This is a genomic window from Mesorhizobium sangaii, from assembly GCF_014207355.1.
Lineage (GTDB): Bacteria > Pseudomonadota > Alphaproteobacteria > Rhizobiales > Rhizobiaceae > Mesorhizobium > Mesorhizobium sangaii.
The window spans coordinates 642,590-661,575 of sequence record NZ_JACHEF010000003.1 but is presented as its reverse complement, the minus strand read 5'-3'; the positions used below and the strand labels follow the sequence as shown (position 1 = coordinate 661,575).

18 protein-coding genes are annotated in these 18,986 nt (G+C 62.5%); 10 read left to right on the top strand and 8 right to left on the bottom strand.

All coding sequences use genetic code 11. The features are described 5' to 3' along the window. Positions 1-62: 62 nt before the first annotated feature. Complete coding sequence (gene urtA, locus HNQ71_RS18270; protein ID WP_184874024.1) at positions 63-1,373, bottom strand: urea ABC transporter substrate-binding protein; 1,311 nt, start codon at positions 1,371-1,373, stop codon at positions 63-65. Between the two features lie 313 nt (positions 1,374-1,686). On the opposite strand from urtA, the gene HNQ71_RS18265 reads away from it, so the two are divergent. The 3 genes from HNQ71_RS18265 to HNQ71_RS34885 all read left to right on the top strand — a co-directional run bounded on the left by HNQ71_RS18265 (position 1,687) and on the right by HNQ71_RS34885 (position 4,131). Then, positions 1,687-2,094, top strand: a complete 408-nt coding sequence (locus tag HNQ71_RS18265; RefSeq protein WP_184874022.1) for a hypothetical protein — start codon at positions 1,687-1,689, stop codon at positions 2,092-2,094. Positions 2,095-2,215: 121 nt separating this feature from the next. Further along, complete coding sequence (locus tag HNQ71_RS34890) at positions 2,216-3,385, top strand: PhoX family protein (protein WP_246461627.1); 1,170 nt, start codon at positions 2,216-2,218, stop codon at positions 3,383-3,385. Next, positions 3,346-4,131, top strand: a complete 786-nt coding sequence (locus tag HNQ71_RS34885) for a PhoX family protein (RefSeq protein ID WP_425492241.1) — start codon at positions 3,346-3,348, stop codon at positions 4,129-4,131. The genes HNQ71_RS34890 and HNQ71_RS34885 overlap by 40 nt, the downstream gene beginning before the upstream one ends. 103 nt (positions 4,132-4,234) lie before the next feature. On the opposite strand, the gene HNQ71_RS18255 is transcribed toward HNQ71_RS34885, so the two are convergent. The 3 genes from HNQ71_RS18255 to HNQ71_RS18245 all read right to left on the bottom strand — a co-directional run bounded on the left by HNQ71_RS18255 (position 4,235) and on the right by HNQ71_RS18245 (position 6,950). Then, the gene (locus tag HNQ71_RS18255) at positions 4,235-5,806 is read right to left on the bottom strand and encodes a GMC family oxidoreductase (RefSeq protein ID WP_184874020.1); all 1,572 of its coding nucleotides are present in this window, start codon (positions 5,804-5,806) and stop codon (positions 4,235-4,237) included. Between the two features lie 47 nt (positions 5,807-5,853). Continuing rightward, the gene (locus HNQ71_RS18250) at positions 5,854-6,384 is read right to left on the bottom strand and encodes a gluconate 2-dehydrogenase subunit 3 family protein (protein WP_184874018.1); all 531 of its coding nucleotides are present in this window, start codon (positions 6,382-6,384) and stop codon (positions 5,854-5,856) included. A 170-nt stretch (positions 6,385-6,554) separates the two neighbouring features. Further along, a complete protein-coding gene (locus HNQ71_RS18245) occupies positions 6,555-6,950 on the bottom strand; it encodes a VOC family protein (protein WP_184874016.1) in 396 nt (131 codons plus the stop codon). A gap of 230 nt (positions 6,951-7,180) precedes the next feature. On the opposite strand from HNQ71_RS18245, the gene HNQ71_RS18240 reads away from it, so the two are divergent. Beyond that, positions 7,181-7,486, top strand: a complete 306-nt coding sequence (locus HNQ71_RS18240; RefSeq protein ID WP_184874394.1) for a ribbon-helix-helix domain-containing protein — start codon at positions 7,181-7,183, stop codon at positions 7,484-7,486. On the opposite strand, the gene HNQ71_RS18235 is transcribed toward HNQ71_RS18240, so the two are convergent. Further along, a complete protein-coding gene (locus HNQ71_RS18235; RefSeq protein ID WP_184874014.1) occupies positions 7,483-8,193 on the bottom strand; it encodes a purine-nucleoside phosphorylase in 711 nt (236 codons plus the stop codon). The two genes, HNQ71_RS18240 and HNQ71_RS18235, sit on opposite strands and share 4 nt — an antisense overlap. An 88-nt stretch (positions 8,194-8,281) precedes the next feature. After that, the gene (gene cckA, locus HNQ71_RS18230) at positions 8,282-10,855 is read right to left on the bottom strand and encodes a cell cycle histidine kinase CckA (protein ID WP_184874012.1); all 2,574 of its coding nucleotides are present in this window, start codon (positions 10,853-10,855) and stop codon (positions 8,282-8,284) included. 222 nt (positions 10,856-11,077) lie between these two features. Here cckA and HNQ71_RS18225 point away from each other — a divergent pair, with 222 nt between their 5' ends. Further along, positions 11,078-11,836 (top strand): flagellar biosynthetic protein FliO, encoded by a 759-nt coding sequence (locus HNQ71_RS18225; protein WP_184874010.1) that lies wholly within the window; start codon positions 11,078-11,080, stop codon positions 11,834-11,836. A 136-nt stretch (positions 11,837-11,972) separates the two neighbouring features. Here HNQ71_RS18225 and dksA read toward each other — a convergent pair whose 3' ends face one another. Then, entirely contained in the window at positions 11,973-12,389 is a 417-nt protein-coding gene (gene dksA / locus HNQ71_RS18220) for an RNA polymerase-binding protein DksA (protein WP_184874008.1), read from the bottom strand. A gap of 338 nt (positions 12,390-12,727) precedes the next feature. On the opposite strand from dksA, the gene HNQ71_RS18215 reads away from it, so the two are divergent. From HNQ71_RS18215 to HNQ71_RS18200, 4 genes are all read left to right on the top strand, one after another. Continuing rightward, complete coding sequence (locus HNQ71_RS18215; RefSeq protein ID WP_184874006.1) at positions 12,728-13,231, top strand: histidine phosphatase family protein; 504 nt, start codon at positions 12,728-12,730, stop codon at positions 13,229-13,231. 63 nt (positions 13,232-13,294) lie between these two features. Then, positions 13,295-14,773 carry a YcjX family GTP-binding protein gene (locus HNQ71_RS18210; protein WP_184874005.1) on the top strand — a complete coding sequence of 493 codons (1,479 nt, stop codon included), beginning with the start codon at positions 13,295-13,297 and terminating at the stop codon, positions 14,771-14,773. Then, positions 14,770-15,867, top strand: coding sequence for a YcjF family protein (locus HNQ71_RS18205; protein WP_184874003.1), 1,098 nt, complete (start codon positions 14,770-14,772; stop codon positions 15,865-15,867). The genes HNQ71_RS18210 and HNQ71_RS18205 overlap by 4 nt, the downstream gene beginning before the upstream one ends. A gap of 135 nt (positions 15,868-16,002) precedes the next feature. After that, positions 16,003-16,557 (top strand): hypothetical protein, encoded by a 555-nt coding sequence (locus HNQ71_RS18200; RefSeq protein WP_184874001.1) that lies wholly within the window; start codon positions 16,003-16,005, stop codon positions 16,555-16,557. 68 nt (positions 16,558-16,625) lie between these two features. Here HNQ71_RS18200 and HNQ71_RS18195 read toward each other — a convergent pair whose 3' ends face one another. Continuing rightward, on the bottom strand, positions 16,626-16,892 hold the full coding sequence (locus tag HNQ71_RS18195; RefSeq protein ID WP_095085087.1) for a hypothetical protein: 267 nt from the start codon (positions 16,890-16,892) through the stop codon (positions 16,626-16,628). 246 nt (positions 16,893-17,138) lie between these two features. On the opposite strand from HNQ71_RS18195, the gene HNQ71_RS18190 reads away from it, so the two are divergent. Further along, positions 17,139-18,974, top strand: coding sequence for a monovalent cation:proton antiporter-2 (CPA2) family protein (locus HNQ71_RS18190; RefSeq protein WP_184873999.1), 1,836 nt, complete (start codon positions 17,139-17,141; stop codon positions 18,972-18,974). Positions 18,975-18,986: the final 12 nt, after the last annotated feature.

Below are 18,986 nucleotides of genomic sequence, written 5' to 3'. Positions count from 1 at the left end.
CGTCCGGACGCTGCGGTCTGAGGTCATGGACCTGCGGTCCAGACCTGGTCAGCCCGGGAGGATCAGTTTGTGCCCTTGCCGCCGCATTTGCCGGTGGCGACATTGAAGTTGCCGCAGGACAGAGGCGCGCGCCAATCGGAGATCAGGTCCTTGGAGTCAGGCAGGTAGTCGGACCATTCGTCGCCCATCACCAGTCCCGGCGTGCGAGAAACCGTCTCGAACTGGCCGTCGGCCTGGATTTCACCGATCAGCACCGGCTTGGTGATGTGGTGGTTCGGCATCATCGTCGAATAGCCGCCGGTCAGGTTGGGCACCGAGACGCCGATCATGGCGTCGATGACCTTGTCCGGATCGGTGGTGCCGGCCTTCTCAACCGCCTTCACCCACATGTTGAAGCCGATGTAATGGGCTTCCATCGGGTCGTTGGTGGTGCGCTTGTCGTTCTTGATGAACTTGTGCCAGTCGGCGATGAACTTCTTGTTCTCGGGCGTATCGACGCTCTCAAAATAGTTCCAGGCGGCGAGATGGCCGACCAGCGGCGCCGTGTCGAGACCGGCAAGCTCTTCCTCGCCGACCGAGAAGGCCATGACGGGAATGTCCTCGGCCTTGATGCCCTGGTTGCCGAGTTCCTTGTAGAACGGCACGTTGGCGTCGCCGTTGACGGTCGAGACGACGGCGGTCTTCTTGCCTGCCGAACCAAATTTCTTGATTGCCGAAACTTCGGTCTGCCAGTCGGAGAAGCCGAACGGCGTGTAGTTGACCATGATGTCTTCCGCCGCGACGCCCTTGGCCTTCAGATAGGCCTCGAGGATCTTGTTGGTGGTGCGCGGATAAACGTAGTCCGTGCCTTCAAGCACCCAGCGCTTCACCGAACCGCCGTCCTCGCTCATCAGATAGTCGACGGCCGGAATGGCCTGCTGGTTGGGCGCGGCACCCGTGTAGAACACGTTGCGCTCGCTTTCCTCGCCCTCATACTGGACGGGGTAGAACAGGATGTTGTCGAGCTCGGAGAACACCGGCAGCACCGATTTGCGCGACACCGAGGTCCAGCAGCCGAACACCGCGGCGACCTTGTCCTTGGAGATCAGCTCGCGCGCCTTTTCGGCGAACAGCGGCCAGTTGGAAGCCGGATCGACGACCACGGCTTCGAGCTTCTTGCCAAGCAGTCCACCCTTGGCGTTCTGCTCGTCGATGAGCATCAGCATGGCGTCCTTCAGCGTCGTCTCCGAGATCGCCATGGTCCCCGACAGCGAATGGAGAATGCCGACCTTGATCGTGTCGTCGGCCGCCCTGGCAGGCGCGGACATCAACAGGCCGGCGGCAACGACGCTCGCCGAAAACATTTTTGTTATTGTCGAGAAATTACCCCTCATGCCTAACACTCCCAGGCTGGTTGATTGCACCGCACCAATACAATGCAACCCCCATGCCAATCGCCGGGGAGAGGCTAAACAACAGACGATAGTTCAATATTATCAGTCGTTTGGTATATTAGCCTTATGAAAACTAAGAGGATTCGTTAAAAATTGATTGAGAGAAATTTGCGCAGCGCACAAGGGTTTTGCCTAATTTTTGTCCAAATTGGCAACGTGCCTAGTTTTTGAACTTCGCCAGCGGATCGCGGACGACACAGGTTGCGGCTCGGCGCAGAAATAGGGCAAGCTCGCCCCTCAAACGAGCGACGTCATGGCATCCGGCATTTCACACATTTTTATCGGCATATTGCTTCTGGCGGCAGCGACCGGCACTGCCCGAGCCGACTTCAGCGACGGCAAGATGCCCGACGGCACCTACCACTGCGAAGTGTACCTGCTTGGCATGTTCCTCGACCTCGGCGATATCACCATCAAGGGCAACGTCTACAGCGGCCCGGTCACCTTCGGGACCGCCCAGCAGGGCTACAATTACCAGATGGATGCAAACGGCGTGATCTCGTGGCTTGGACCACTGGGTGGCTATACCACTGGCGGCAACTCGCTGTCGCTGACCCAGGCAACGCTGGACGGCCAGAGTGCGCCCTCCTTCGACATCATCATGAAGCAGCCCGACGGCGCCTTCACCGCCTCGACGTGCACCAAAGGAACCGATCAATAAGCTATTCCCTGGCAATGGCAGCCGCCTCGGCGGGCCTGCCTGTCTCTCATGTCATCTGGATGTTGCCGAAACTGGATAGGCAGCGGTGCGCCGTCACCATCCACCTTGAGAGGCAGACACAATGGCCAACTCCCCGTCTTCATCCTCCCCTGTCATTCGCGACGTCATAGCCGAGCGCGTCTCGCGCCGTAGTCTCCTGAAGGGCAGCCTCGCATCGGGTGCCTTGATTGCCGGCGGCAGCTTCGTCGGTTCGTTGTTTGCCGGCGAAACACATGCCGCGGCGGCGCTTTCCACACTTGGCTTTCCCGAGTTGAAGCGCGTCTACGACAAGACCCACGCCGCCGCCGAGGGCTATGAGACCACGATCGTGGCACGCTGGGGCGACCCGCTCGTCGCGGGTCTGCCGGATTTCGACGGCAACAAGGTCGCCGCCGCCGAGCAGGAGAAGCGCTTTGGTTATAACTGCGACTACATCGCCTTCTTGCCGCTGCCGAAAGGCACGGTCAATTCCGACCACGGCCTGCTCTGCGTCAACAACGAATACATCTCGCCAAACGTCATGTTTCCCGGCATGACCGAGGATGACGCCGGCAAGACGATGAGCAAGGAACAGGTCGATCTCGGCATGGCCGCCATGGGCCACTCGATCGTCGAAGTGCTGTTGAAGGACGGCAAGTGGTCGTTGGTCGAGGACAGCCCGCTCAACCGCCGCATCACCGTCAACACCGAAATGACCGTCTCCGGCCCGGTTGCCGGCCACGCCTTGATGCAGACCTCGGCCGATGCCACCGGCACGAAAGTGTTCGGCACCAGCTACAATTGCAGCGGCGGTTTCACCCCGTGGGGTACCGTGCTGACCTGCGAGGAGGGTGTTTCCGACCTGTTCGGCGGCGATCCGAAGAAGGCGCCGACCGCAGACATCCTCGATCGTTATGGCTTCGACGGTTCCGACATCTACGGCCGCGGCCGCTTCCACGACCGCTTCAACATCGACAAGGAGCCGAACGAGGCCAACCGTTTCGACTGGGTGGTCGAGATCGATCCCTATGATCCCCGGTCCAAGCCGGTCAAGCGCACCGCGCTTGGCCGCATGTCGCATGAGGCGTCGACGGTCGTCCTCAACAAGGACGGCCGCGTCGTCGTCTACATGGGCGACGACGATTATTTCGAATACATGTACCGCTTCGCGTCTCGAGCAAGGCCTACGATCCGGCCAAGCCGGCCTCCGGCAACGACCTGCTGGACGATGGCGTGCTTTCGGTCGCGCGCTACGACGCCGACGGCTCCATGACATGGTTGCCGCTGGTTCACGGCCAGGGCAAGCTTACGGCTGAAAACGGCTTTGCCGATCAGGCCGAAGTACTGTTGAAAACGCGTCTCGCGGCGGATGCGCTGGGTGCAACGCCGATGGACCGTCCCGAGGACATCGAGACCAATCCGGTGACCGGCCGCGTCTATGCGGTGATGACCAAGAACAAGAAGCGCGACCAGTCGAAGATCAATCCGGCCAACACGCGTCCGGAAAACCTCTGGGGCCACATCGTTGAACTGATCCCGCCAGGCGGCCGCGGCGCCGACGCCGACCATACCGCCGACAAATATGCCTGGGATCTGTTCGTGCTGTGCGGCAATCCGAAGGACGCCGCGGTCGGCGCAACCTTCCATCCGGACACATCGGACAATGGCTGGTTCGTCTGCCCCGACAACATCACCTTCGATCCGGCCGGCCGGCTGTGGGTGGCGACCGACGGCGCCAATGACTTCGACCTGCCGGACGGCGTCTATGGCGTCGACACCGAAGGCCCGGCGCGTGGTCTGCCGAAGCTGCTGTTCACGTGCCCGCATGGCGCCGAAGCGACCGGCCCCTGCTTCACCCCCGACGGCACGACCTTGTTCCTGTCGGTCCAGCACCCGGCCGAGGACGCCGAGACGCTCGACAAGGTGCAGACACTGTGGCCCGACTTCAAGGACGGCCAGTTGCCCCGCCCGTCCGTGGTCGCCATCCGCCGCAAGGACGGGCAGCCGGTCGGCGCCTAGCTCGATCGAAAAAAGCGGAACGCGCGTTACGCGTTCCGCTTGGCGGTCCGGGAGGACGTCAGGATTTCGCATCGCCCCGGCTACGGGGCGATGTCTTGCCGGCTCAGATCGTCTTGGCCGACATCTGCGCGGCGATGTAATCGGCCTGGCGGATCGCCAGCGACACAATCGTCAGGGTCGGGTTTTCAGCGGCACCCGTCGTGAACTGGCTGCCGTCCGACACGAACAGGTTCTTGATGTCGTGCGACTGGCCATGCTTGTTGACGACGCCGTCGGCCGCCTTCTCGCTCATCCGGTTGGTGCCGAGATTGTGGGTCGACGGATAGGGCGGCGTCGGGAAGGTGCGCGTGGCGCCGACCGCGGCGTAAAGCGCAGAGGCCTGCTTGTAGGCATGGTTGCGCATCGCAGTGTCGTTCGGGTGATCGTCGAAATGCACTTCGGCGATCGGCATGCCGTGCTCGTCCTTCATGTCGGCATGCAGTGTGACGCGGTTCTCCGCGCGTGGCATGTCCTCGCCGACGATCCACAGCCCGGCCATGTGGTCGTAGTGGTCGAGCGCCGTGGTGAACGAGCGGCCCCAGGCCCCTGGATCGAGGAAGGCCGCCATGAACGGCAAGCCGAGCGACAGCGTCTCGAACTCATAGCCGCCGACGAAGCCGCGTGACGGATCATGGCGCGCCTCGTCGCGGATGATGCCGGCCATGGTGGTGCCGCGATACATGTGCACCGGTTTGTCGAAGATGGCATAGACCGAGCCCGTGGTGTGGCGCATGTAGTTCTTGCCCACCTGGCCGGATGAGTTGGCGAGGCCGTCGGGGAATTTGCCCGACGACGAATTGAGCAGCAGCCGCGGGCTTTCGATCGAGTTGCCGGCGACGGCGACGATACGGGCTTTCTGCTCCTGCAGCTTGCCGTCCTTGTCGGCATAAACCACACCGGTCACCTTTCCCGAGGCGTCATGGTTGATCTTGATCGCCATTGCGTTCGGCCTGACCTCGAGATGGCCTGTCGCCTCGCCCTTGGGGATCTCGGTGTAGAGCGTCGACCATTTGGCGCCCCATTTGCAGCCCTGGAAGCAGAAGCCGGTCTGCTGGCAGGACAAGCGGTCGTCGCGCTCGACCGAGTTGATCGCCATGTTGCCGGTGTGGCATTCCTTGTAGCCGAGCTTGTCGGCGCCCGCCTTCAACACCTTGAAATTGTTGTTGCCCGGCAATCTCGGCCAGTCATTGGTCCCGGTGACGCCCATCTTGGCTTCGGCCTTGGCATAGTAAGGCTCCATCTCTGCCAGCGTGATCGGCCAGTCGAGCAGGGTGGCACTTTCCACTTTGCCGTAGGTCGACAGCGCCTTGAACTCGTGCTCCTGGAAACGCAGCGACGCTCCGGCCCAATGAGTCGTCGAACCGCCGACCGACTTGACGATCCAGGCCGGCAGGTTCGGAAAATCCTTGGCCACGCGCCAGTCGCCGGAGGTGGTGCGCTTGTCCTTCCAGGCGAGTTGGGTGAAGGAATCCCACTCGTCGTTGATAAAATCCTCATATTCGTGGCGCGCACCCGCCTCCAGGATGACGACGTCGACACCCTTCTGGGCAAGTTCGTTGCCGAGCGTACCGCCGCCGGCGCCCGAGCCGATAATGACGACCACGCCGTCGTTGTTCAGGTCAAAAGCTGTTGCCATGGTTTCCTCCCATGATTTTCTGTTTGCGGGTTCAAGAACGACGGGACTCAAAGCCACTCGATGTCGTTGAAACCGCGCGCGATGTAGCCGCCCTTGGAAAAGGACTCGCCCTCGTAGCCGAAGATCGGCCAGACCTCTTTCTGGTTGTAGAGGCTGACGACGAGGCCGCCACGGATCGCCTGGAAGAACGGCGTCGCCTCGATCTGCTTCAGCACCGCGACGCGCTGCTCCTCCCAGCCAAGGCCCCGGTAGCCTCCATCCCCCGACTTCTTGTCGAGTTCGGCGATGCCATCTTCGATCATCGTCTTGTAGGCGGAGTCCTTGCCGGCCTGCTCGTCATGGCCTTTCACGGCGATGGCGTAGTATTTGTCGGGAACCTGATCGTGCGGATAGATGTCGCGCGCCATCTGGATCAGCGTCGCCATGGTTTCGGGCTTGAGCGCCGATGTCTCGAGCCCCCAGGCATGTTCGGGGCTGATGACCGCGCTGCCGGAAATGACGAGCAACGCACCGATGCCCCCGCGTTTGAGAAGCTCACGACGTGAAAGTCCAGGCTTCCCGTCATAGATCGTGACCATAATATTCCTCCCTGCTTGCTATTTGCGCCCCTTGAAGCGCGTCACAATTGATGTGCTTCAAGACCTTGTTTGTGCATCTCGTTGTCCCAAAATCGCTGCGCACTTTTGGGCGAAACGCTTGAGAGCGCCGTTACTGGCGCAGCACCCCCGCCGGTGCGGCCGCATGTCTCCTATTGGAAGCGGCCTCCTCGTTGCAGAACTTCGATCTTGTAGCCGTCCGGATCCTCGATGAAGAAGAAGCGGGCGATCGGCGAACCGTCATGGTTGAACTCGACGATCTTCTTCGGGTTGAAGCCGAGAGCACCGAGGCGGTCATGTTCGCTGTCGAGGTCGGCGATCGAAACCGCGAGGTGGCCGTAACCATCGCCGAGCTCGTAGGGCTCGTCTCTGCCCTTGTTCACGGTCAATTCGAGCTCGAACCCGGTTTCGGCGTTGCTGAGGTAAATGAGTGTGAACGTCTCGAAGTCCAACCTGTCGGCAACATCGAGCCCGAAGGCATTCCTGTAGAAATCGACGGATCGGGCCTCGTCGAGAACCCGGATCATGGAATGAATCGCTTTGGCCAAATCAGTCTCCGCCCTTGTGTGGAGCCAATTATGGGCAGAGCGGGGAAAAGGTGGTGGCAGCCGGTTACCACGCCCAAAACCGTGAACTGGCGACGCGCTTTAGGGGACAGGGACGAAAGTCCGATTGCCGTTCCGGCAATTTTGCCCGAGAATGCGGATGGGGACAGGTCGAGCAGTATCAGACCGTACGCCTGCCCGCCCAAGACCAACAAGCATGGGAGGTTTGTCGGATGTGCAGGGTATTTGCGGGCCAGGACCCCGAAGGCTATCGCCAGATCAACCGGTCAATTCGCATTGACGGCCACTCGACCAGCATCCAGCTTGAGGCGACATTTTGGGCGTTGCTCGATGAAATCGCCGAAAACCAGGGCCTGACGACGCCGAAATTCATCTCCAAGCTTTACGACGAAGCCATCGAGATCAATGGCGCCATTCCAAACTTTGCCTCCATGCTGCGCACCACCTGCGCGCTCTATTTGCGCGGGCATCGGCCAGGCATCGATGAGCAGGCGATGCCGAAGCGGCAAGCAGCCTAGCTGTCGACCGCGATTTCGAGCGCCAGCCGGCTCATGTCGGTGAACAACTCCTGGCGCTCTCGGTAGTCGGTCAGTTCATCCGTCTCGATGTTGTCGACCACAGTGCACATCGATAGCGCCCGGGCTCCGAAATGCCCGGCGATGCGATAAAGCGCGCTGGTTTCCATATCCACTGCTAGAGCTCCGGCAGCCTGCGCGTCGGCAAAGCGGACGCGTCCTTCGGGATGGTAGAAGATGTCGCTGCAAACCGTCAGGCCGGCACAATGGTCGATGCCAAGTTCGGCTGCCTTGGTCAGCGCGCTTGCGAGAAGTGCTGGATCCGGGCCGGCGACAGCTTTGTAGAGGCCGAAAACCTGACCGCTTTGGGCGCTTTCCGCCTGTGCCGATTGCGAGATGACAAGGCTGCGCAGCTTGGCCTTGGCAGTCAGGCTGCCACAGGTGCCCGTGCGGATCAACGTCCGGGCGCCATAATAGTCAAGCAATTCATGCACATAGATCAGAAACGACGAGACGCCGATGCCTGTCGCCTGAATGCTGATGGGTCTGCCGCGAAACAGTCCGGTAAAGCCGAGGGCGCCACGTCGGCGATTGATGCAGCGCGGCGCTTCCAGAAAAGTTTGCGCCATCCATTCGGCGCGCTGCGGGTCACCCGGCAACAACACGGTGTCGGCGTAGGCACCCTTGTCTGCTTCGTTGTGTGGTGTCAACCGCTGCTCCCCCAAGCCCGCCTGCCGTTTCACCCCTCAATCATGGCGTTGTCACGGCGTCTTGCAAGGAAAAGAACATCAGGAAACGCTAAGACTCCAGCACATCCTTGACGATCGTCGCCAGTTGCTTGAGCGAAAACGGCTTTGGCAGGAAGCCGAAATGCGCATCAGCCGGCAGGTTTCTGGCGAATGCGTCCTCGGCATAGCCGGACACGAAGACGAATTTGATGTCCGGCTGGCGCTTGCGCAATTCACCGAGCAGCGTCGGCCCATCCATTTCAGGCATCACCACGTCCGAGACGACGATGTCGACCTTGCCGCCCAGCGCCTCGAACACTTCCAGCGCCTCGACGCCCGAGGATGCCTCGTGCACGGTATAGCCGCGCGACACCAGCGCCCGCATGCCACCCATGCGCACGGCGTCCTCGTCCTCGACGAGCAGCACCGTGGCCGAGCCGGACAGATCCTTGGCCGCATCGGCCACCTTCGCCGGTGCCGCCGGCAGATCGTCGGGCTGGCCAGCTTTTTTCGCTTCGGCGATATGACGCGGCAGGAAAATGCGGAAAGTCGAGCCCTTGCCGACCTCGGAATCGCAGAAGATGAAGCCGCCGGTCTGCTTGATGATGCCGTAGACCATCGACAGGCCAAGCCCGGTACCCTTGCCAACCTCCTTGGTGGTGAAGAATGGCTCGAAAATCTTCTTCAGCACATCGGGCGCGATGCCGCTGCCGGTATCCTCGACCTCGACCACGACATAGTCGGCCGGAGTGAGCTCACGATAGGAGAAGGCCTTGCATTCCTCTGCGGTCACATTGCGCGTGCGCACGGTGAGATCGCCGCCGGCCGGCATGGCATCGCGGGCGTTGACCGCAAGGTTGACCACCACCTGTTCGAACTGCCCGATATCGACCTTGACCGGCCACAGGTCGCGGCCATGGTCGACCTTCAGCTTGATGTCGTTGCCGACAAGGCGGGCCAGCAGCATCCTGAGATCGGCGAGCACGTCGGTCAGGTTGAGCACTTCCGGCCGCAGCGTCTGCTTGCGCGAGAAGGCCAGCAATTGCCGCACCAGCGAGGCCGCCCGGTTGGCATTCTGCTTGATGTTCATGATGTCGGGGAAGGACGGGTCCGACGGGCGGTGGTTGGTCAACAAAAGATCGGACGCCATGATGATGGCGGTCAGCACATTGTTGAAGTCGTGCGCGATGCCGCCGGCAAGCTGGCCGACCGCCTGCATTTTCTGGCTTTGCGCCATCTGCCCTTCGAGCGCCTTCTGCTCCGTCGTCTCGACGGCGTAGACGATGGCCGATTCCTCGGCACCCTCGCCGCCGGTGCCGTCGGCGACCGCGTTGACGTAGAAACGGATATGCCGGTCATCGTTGCCGGGCAGCAAGGTATCGATCGGCTCGATGTCGGCCTGCCGCTGTTGCGCCTTCTCGAAAGCCGCCGCGAAGGCCGGCCGGTCGCGCTCATGGATCACCGTGTCGAGCCGCACACGACGATCGACGGCGTCCCGGTCGACGACGGACGAAAACAGCGACAGGAACGGCGCATTGGTACGCAGGATGCGCCCGCTGTGGTCGACGCCGGCAATCGCCATCGGTGTCGAGTTGAAGAAGCGGGTGAACCGCACCTCCGAAGCACGCAGGTCGGCCGAGGCGTCCTCGCCTTGCGTGCGGTTGAGCACGATCGTGCGCGTCGGCCCGTTGAGGCCTTCGCGGCTGGCCGAAACGCGGTGCATGAAGCGCACCGGCAGCGCTTCGCCCGTCATCGTCGTCAGGTCGAGATCGATGACCGCGTTGCGTGTCGTTCCGGGGTCGGCTTTGACCGAGCGGACCAGTGCCATGCCGTCGCCGGCCACGATCTCCGGCAGGCTGACGGAGCCGGGCGTGAAGCTGGTGAGGTCGATACCCAGCCATTCGGCAAGCGTGGCGTTGATGTAGGTGACGCGGCCATCCTGGTCGGCCGAAAAGAAGCCGGCCGGTGCGTGATCGAGGTGATCGATCGCCTTCTGCAGGTCGAGAAAGAAACGCTCCTGCTCGGCCCGCTCCTGCGAGATGTCGGCAAGCTGCCAGGCCAGCATCGGCAGCCGCTGGCCCGGAACGCTGAAGGCGCGGGCACGCGCCCGGTACCAGCGGGCGCCGGGCTCGGCGCCCGGCCGAATGGACTGCGCGAGACGAAACTCGCCGTCGCCCGACTGGCCGTCGCGCAGGCCGGACGCCAGCCGATAGATTGTCACCGAGGCTTCGGGGACGTCCGAGAGCAACCCTTCGACCGTCTTCAGGTCGGCCGCCGACGTCGCTCCGGTCATGTCGGCATAGGCCCGATTGGCGTAGACGACGCGGCCCTTGGCGTCGGTGACCAGAAGGCCCTGCGACATCGAATCGACGAATGCCTTCGACAGTTCGTCACCGGTCGAGCGCGGCGTGACCTGCACGAAGCCGATCGCCGTGGCGAACAGGAAGCCGACGCCGATCATCGCCAGCACACCGAGCATGCCGAGCAGGAAAGGGTCGCCGAGGCGTTCACGGAAAAGGCCGAAGACGATGGCGGCCCCGGTCAGAACGACGATGAAAATGATGAGCCGGGTGACCGCGCCCGGTCGCGTATTCTGGTCGACGATCGGTACCGGATAGAAATCGCCGCGCGCTTCCTTGGCCATGTGCCCCCTGCTCGTGAATTCCGGTGTTCCGACACCCGCCCCTAGCGGGTTGAATCATATTCTCCTAGTCCGGAAAAGGCCTGGGCGGCAAATGTCGGATAAAAATGATATCTTCCGGCCTTCGGAGTTTTCAAGCTGTTCATCAAGCGCGAAACGCATTGCGGTAGCCCGCCGCAACGGTCTAGTGTCGCGTCACCTTCCAAGGGCAATCAGGGAAAACCAATGCAATGGCTGGATAGCGTGGCGGGCCCCGGTTATGCCGCAGCACTGTTGTGGACGTTTGCAGCGCTTGTCCTGCTGGTCATCGTTCTCGTCATCATCAAGCTTGTGCGCAACTTGACGTTCGGAACCTTCGTTGCCGGCGGCAGGAACCGCAAGACACGGCTGGCCGTCATGGATGCCACCGCCGTCGACAGCCATCGCCGGCTGGTGCTGATACGCCGCGATGATATCGAACATCTGCTGCTGATCGGCGGTCCAACCGATGTTGTCGTCGAACGGGACATCAGGCTTTCGGCGCCACGCCGCCCGGCACTCACCGGAGATGGCGGCTTGCAGCCGGTCCCGGCTGCCGCGGCCCCAGCGGCGAAACCGCGTGCACCTCAACCCGCGCCTCCGCCACCGGCCAGGCAGGCGCCTGCTCCGCAGCCGGTGAACGCGGCGCCGCCCGCACGCCCGCGCCAGGCAGCGCCGGCGCCAACACCGGTGCCGGCACCGGCACCGCTACCAAAGCCGCAAAGTTACCAGCCGACCAATGTCACGCCGCTGCCCGCCTATGGATCCGCGAATGCCAATACCGTCAGGCAAGCGCCGCCGCCGAAGCAGGACAGCATCGACGACGAGCTGATGAAGGAACTCGAAGTATCTCTCGACCAGCCGCGTTCGAGCAGCCCAGTGAGCAAACCGGCGGCGAAGGCACCGCAGTCGCTCGACGACGAAATGACGAAGCTTCTGGGCGAACTCTCCAGCCAGAAGAGATGATCAGATCCTGATCTGCCCAGCGGGCCGGGAAATGAACCGGTCAAGGTCCTGGGCAACAAAAAATGGCCGGCAAACCGGCCATTTTGACTATCAACATCGCTGCAGATCGCCTTGAGCACGGCCCATCGGCGCCGCTTCAGTCGTCGCGATAGACCTTTTCGCGGCGCTCGTGCCGCTCCTGCGCTTCGATCGACAACGTCGCGATCGGACGCGCATCGAGCCGCTTCAGCGCGATCGGCTCGCCAGTCTCCTCGCAATAGCCGTAAGTGCCTTCGTCGATGCGCTGCAGGGCGGAATCGATCTTTGCGATCAGCTTGCGCTGACGGTCGCGGGCCCTGAGCTCGATAGCGCGGTCGGTTTCCGAAGAAGCGCGGTCGGCGAGATCGGGGTGGTTGGCGTTTTCCTGTTGCAGGATTTCGAGAGTTTCGCGCGCTTCGCGCAATATGTCATTCTTCCAGGTGACGAGCTTTTGGCGGAAGTAGGATTTCTGCCGCTCGTTCATGAACGGCTCGTCTTCGGAGGGTATGTAATCGGCGGTAACGACGTCGTTCATTCGACTCACCCAAACTGCCCCAATTTTTGCGCCTATATATTCGCGGTCCGACGCCTGCACAAGCGCAATCGGCCGCTGTCTCACGCAATTGTTAATGTTCGGTGGCGGGCGCCTTTGCAGCAGCGAATGGTCGTTTTGATACCAAACTACGCTTCGACACTTTGGATCCCGTGCAACATGCTTTTCGAAGACCGGCATGATCTTGGCGCCGAAGCACAAGCGCCTTTTGCGGCACCGCACATCGATGATTCGCTGTGTTTGGAGAACACGGGGCATTGCGCGGCGGCTTTCTCGTGGCTAATCCAGGAAGTTCGGCATTCGGCGTCAGCGGAGGTTGGGTGGGCACGCTTTATCTGTTGCGACATGCCAAGGCCGGCTGGGCACTGCCCGGCATGCGCGATTTCGACCGCCCGCTCGACGCATCCGGTCGCGCCGATGCCGAAATGATGGGCGCCGCCATGCGGTCCCGCTGCTATGTTCCGGACCTGACCATCTGCTCCAACGCCAAACGCGCCAAGGAGACGCTGGAAGGCCTGGCCGGTCAGACCGACACCGGACGAGTCCTGTTCTTCGACACGCTCTACAGCGAAGACGCCGCCTGTTACCTCCGCCTCATCCGCGACAATGGCGGATCGGGTTCGTTGCTGGTCATTGGCCACAACCCGATGACGGAGGATCTCGCCATGGCGGTTTCGGGCGACGGCGACGAGACGGCGCGGGCCACGCTCAACCACGGCTTCCCAACCACGGGTCTGGCGGTCGTCCGTTTCGGCGGCGATCTGGCCAAAGCCGCCCAAGGCACCGGTTATCTCGAAGCGTTCCTGACGCCGGCCGATCTCTAACGCCATTTCAAAGCCGGGTTCCACAGCCTATATCGGGCGGACCGAAGCCCGAGAGAGCATATTTTGGCATCATCGCTGACCACCTTCACCGACGAGGCGAGGATTGCCCTCGACACGCTGTCGGGCCGCGCCACCGGGCTTTTCTCTCCATCGCTGCGTTTGGGTGTCACCGGCCTTTCCCGCGCCGGCAAGACGGTGTTCATATCGGCTTTTGTCCACAATCTGATCCATGGCGGGCGCCTGCCGTTGTTCGAGGCCCAGAAATCCGGGCGCATCGCCCGTGCCTTCCTCGAACAGCAGCCCGACGACGCCGTGCCGCGGTTCCAGTACGAGGACCACATCGCCGCTCTGGTCAACGATCGCGCCTGGCCCGATTCGACGCGGGCTATTTCCGAACTGCGGCTGACCATCGAATATGAATCGGCCTCCGGCTGGAGCCGTATGTTCTCCGCCGGCAAACTGTCGGTCGATATCGTCGACTATCCCGGCGAATGGCTGCTCGACCTGCCGCTGCTCGGCAAATCCTTCGGCGATTTTTCCCGCGAAGCCTTCGAGATGGCCGTTTTGCCGGTGCGCGAGGACCTGTCGCAAGGCTGGCGGGCGCTGTCGGCGGAGATCGACCCGAACGCCGATGCCGACGAGATGACGGCGCGCCGCCTGGCCGAAAGTTTCGCCGCCTATCTGAAGGCGTGCAAGCTCGACGAGCGGGCGCTTTCGACCTTGCCGCCCGGCCGCTTCCTGATGCCTGGCGATCTCGAAGGCTCGCCCGCACTCACCTTCGCTCCCCTGGCTGGGCTCGGCGACAGGCGTCCGCGCCCGGGATCGCTGCACGCCATGATGGACAGGCGTTACGAGGCCTACAAGACGCATGTCGTCAAACCGTTCTTCCGCGAACACATCACACGCCTCGATCGCCAGATCGTGCTCATCGATGCCATGCAGGCGCTGAACGCCGGCCCCGGCGCCATGGCCGACCTGGAACGCGCGGTGACCGAGATCCTCAGTTGTTTCCGACCCGGCCGCGGCAGCTTCCTCACCGACCTGTTTTCACGGCGCATCGACCGCATCCTGGTTGCCGCTACCAAGGCCGACCACCTGCATCACGAAAGCCATGACCGCTTGCAGGCGATCGTGCGGCGTCTTGCCGACCGTGCCGTGGCCCGGGCGAATTTCACCGGCGCCGATGTCGATGTGGTCGCGATGGCGGCGGTGCGCGCAACCCGCGAAGGCACCGTCAAGCAGGGCCGGGAGACGCTTCCCGTCATCATCGGCACGCCGATCGCCGGCGAGAAGATCAACGGCGAGACCTTTGACGGCAAAACGGAAACTGCCATATTTCCCGGTGATTTACCGGAGAATATTGATGCTGTGTTCGATGTTTCGGTGCCCGATCACAAGCCGGACTCCGAGGATCCGGCAATCCGCTTCGTCCGTTTCCGTCCACCAAAGCTCGAACGCACCGCCGAAGGTGTCACGCTGTCGCTGCCGCACATCCGGCTCGACCGTGCCTTGCAGTTCCTGATTGGAGATCGTCTGGCATGACCGCGTCCCGCAAGCCGGCCGCATTTCGTATCGAGCCGGAAGCCGAATCGAAACAAGAAGCACCTGAGGCACGCCGTGCCCAGGCCCAGGTTGACTCCCAGCGGAAGCCCCGCGCGATGAAGACCGATGTCGCGACGCTCATCCCGGCGGAAGTCGATGTCTTCGACGAGCCCGACATCGTTGCCGCCGAACCGCCGCCGGCGATCGCCCCAAGAAGGCGGTCGCTGCTCGGCAGCATCTTCTTCGGCGCCTTTGGTGTGCTGGTTTCTCTGGCTGTCGGCCTGTGGACCGACCAGCTCATACGCGACCTCTTTGCGCGCGCCGAATGGCTGGGCTGGCTGGCTGCCGGCATGGCGGCCATCGCCGTGCTGGCGCTGCTGGTCATCCTGATCCGCGAATTCCTGGCCATCGCCCGCCTCGCCGAGGTCGTAAAGCTGCAGAAGCGGGCGCTCGATGCGATTGCGCGCGACGATCCCAAGGCGGCACGATCGGTGGTCGACGAGCTGTCGGCCTTCGTCGCGGCCAAGCCCGAGACCGCTGCCGGCCGGCGCGCGCTGGCCGAACTGCGCGGCGAAATCATCGACGGCGGCAATCTGGTGCGCCTGGCCGAAACCGAAATTCTCGGCCCCCTCGATGCCAGGGCAAAGGTGATGATTCTCGAGGCCGCCAAACGCGTCTCGCTGGTGACCGCGGTCAGCCCGCGCGCGCTGGTCGATGTCGCCTATGTCGTGTTCGAGGCCGGACGCCTCATTCGGCGCCTGTCTGAACTTTATGGCGGGCGGCCTGGAACGCTCGGTTTCTTCCGCCTGGCCCGCAACGTGCTGGCGCATCTGGCGGTCACCGGCTCGATCGCCGTCGGCGACAGTTTCGTCCAGCAGATCGTCGGCCACGGCCTGGCGGCGCGCCTTTCGGCCAAGCTTGGCGAGGGTGTCGTCAATGGCATGATGACGGCGCGCATCGGCATCGCGGCGATGGAGACAACGCGTCCCCTACCGTTCAGCGCCGCGAAGCGTCCGGGACTGGGCGATTTCCTCTCGGCGCTGACATCGTTTGCAACCAGGAAAGATGCCGAAACGACCCCATCCGGCAAGTGAACCGGGCAGCAGCTTTTGGATCTTCGGAATTGTTACCGGACTGCTTTACGGCGGCCCCGTAGTGACGAAGCATTAACCAATCTTGTTCATGGTCAGACGGGTTCCAAACAGCCTCTTTGTTGCCGGGTGTCGTCGATGAAAAGTGTAATTCTGTCCAGCGTCTTGCCCCTGGCAACCGTGATAACAGCACTCGTCGGCATTGCCGGAGCGGCTTCCGCCGCGGAGCCGGACAAGCAGTTCTTCCAGTCGGCCGAAGGCAAATGGATCGGACCCGGCGAAATCGTCGCCGGCAAGTACAAAGGCACCAAATTCAACTGTAGCTTCACCGGCTCGACGCCGGACGGCAAGGTCGGCATGACACTCGACGGCGGTTGCCGGGTCGGCATGTTCACCCAGCAAATGTCGGCCACTATCGAACGCAAGGGCCGCGAGGGCTACAAGGGTAGCTTCATGGGCGGCGCGACCGCTTCCGGCCTCGACATCATCGGCGGCAATGTCGTCGATGCCCGCAAGGTCGTCTTCACCATCAACCGCAACCAGCTGCGCGGCGTGATGCAGGCCCGCATCCCCGACGACAATTCGATGACGGTGACCATTGCCGTGCGCGTCGACGACCAGTTGGTGCCGGTGATCGGCATGAGCCTGAAGCGCGTCGATTCCATCGAAGTCGGCTCCATCGCCCCGAATTGATCCGCACGTAACAAAAAAGGCGGCGACCCATGGGTCGCCGCCTCGTTCAAACCGCTTCAATCCTGCGCTTAGCCCTTGATCGCGGCCGTCACCTCGTCATAGGCCTTGCAGGCGTCGGCCAATGTCGTGGTGCCCTGATATTTGGTGGTCACCGCCTGCACCTTGGCCGTCAGATCAGCCGCCTTGGACGGGTCCTTGGTGATAGCCTCCTGCAGCGCGGCAGCCATGTCCTGCGCTTTTTTGGTTGCGATCTCGGCCGTGCACTCGGGTGCCTTCGAGCAAGCCGAACCGGCTAGCACCGCCAGGCCGACGGCAACAAACAAAAACTTCTTCATGTCAGTCATCTCCTCAAAAGGGCTCGACTTGATCGTCGCTCACCCTCCAATGGCCGAAGCCGAGCGTCCTTAGCCTTCGATTGTGGCAAGATGCAACGCGTTCCCAGCGTCAACTTGTGTAACGCGCCCGCAACATCGCCGGTGATCCGGATTCGGGCTGTTCGATCCCCACCGAAGCCCCTATCTTCGCCGCTTGTCAAAGCACTTCGAAATCGGAATCGGTCCTCAAACGAGCGGAATGGCGGAATGGCGGTAGAGGCATCGAGCAACGATCTGGTTCAGGTGGTGGCGCTGCTTGCAGCCGGCGTTGTCGCCGTTCCGATCTTCAAGCGCATGGGCCTCGGCTCGATTCTCGGCTATCTGGCCGCCGGTGTGGTGATCGGCCCGTTTGGCCTGCGCGTCTTTTCCGAATCGGAAGCCATCCTTCATGTCGCTGAGCTCGGCGTGGTGATGTTCCTGTTCATCATCGGGCTGGAAATGCAGCCGTCGCGGCTATGGGGCCTGCGCCGCGAGATATTTGGCCTCGGTGCACTGCAGGTCGGCGTCTGCGCGGTCTTGCTGACCGCTGTTGGCGTTGCGGGAGGGTTTCCGATCTCGCAATCCTTCGTCGCCGGCGCCGGCTTCGTGCTGACCTCGACAGCGATCGTCATGCAGCTTCTCGAGGAACGCGGTGAAATCGCCGAGCCGAAAGGCCAGCGCATAGTGTCGGTGCTGCTGCTCGAGGACCTAGCCATCGTACCGCTGCTGGCCCTGATCGCTTTCCTGGCGCCTGGCGGCGCCGACACCAGCCTGGCAGAGCGCTTCACCGAGGTCGGGATCGGCCTTGCCGCGATCGTCGGATTGGTGCTGGCCGGCCGTTATCTGCTCAATCCGTTCTTCCGCATCCTGGCGGATGCCCGTGCCCGCGAGGTGATGACGGCTGCCGCCCTTCTGGTCGTCCTCGGTTCGGCGCTCGCCATGCAGCTCAGCGGGCTGTCGATGGCGATGGGTGCATTCCTGGCCGGCGTACTGCTGTCGGAATCGACCTTCCGCCATCAGCTTGAAGCCGACATCGAACCGTTCCGCGGCATCCTGCTCGGCTTGTTCTTCCTGGCCGTCGGCATGTCGCTCGACCTGCATGTGGTGGTCGCGAACTGGCGGCTGATTGCCATCTATGTCGTCGCCTACATGGTGATGAAGGCGCTCGGCATCTACATCGTCGCCCGGGTTCTGAAAACTCGCCATCGTGAAGCGTTGGAGCGGGCCGTCTTCATGGCGCAAGGCGGCGAATTCGCCTTCGTCCTTTATTCGGCGGCCGCCGCGGTCGGCATCATCGACAATCAGGCCAACGCGATGCTGACGGCGATCGTCATCATCTCGATGGTGCTGACGCCGCTGGCGATTATCGCCTTGCGGTATCTCACGCCGCGCGACGCGCAGTCGCTCGACGGGGTCGAGATTGCCGCTGGCCTGACCGGCAGCGTGTTGATCATCGGCTTCGGCCGCTTCGGTCAGATCGCCAGCCAGCCGCTGCTGCTGCGCGGCATCGATGTCTCGATCATCGACAATGATGTCGAAATGATCCAGGCGGCGGCCGATTTCGGCTTCAAGGTCTATTATGGCGATGGCACGCGGCTGGACATCCTGCATGCGGCCGGCGCGGGTCGCGCGCGCGCCGTGCTGGTCTGCGTCGACAAGCCGGATGTGGCCGTTCGTATCGCCCAGCTGATCAAGGCCGAATTTCCACTCCTCACCGTGCTCGCCCGGGCTTACGACCGCGGCACAGCCCTGCAGCTCATTCGTGCCGGCGTCGACTTCCAGCTGCGCGAAACCTTCGAATCGGCGCTGGTTTTCGGCGGTTCGGCGCTGGAATCGCTCGGCGTCGATCCCGAAGACGTGGCAGAGGTGATCGAGGATGTGCGGCGCCGCGATACCGCCCGTTTCGAAACCCAACTCGCCGAAGGTGTGCGTGCCGGACAACGATTCCTGAGGGGTAATATCGGGACGCCCATTCCCACACCCCTCACCCAGCCCCGCCGTACCGGCCAGGCACTCAATGAAGAGACGGCCGATGTTTTGCACAAATCCGAACCCGCGGATTGAAACGAGGAACTT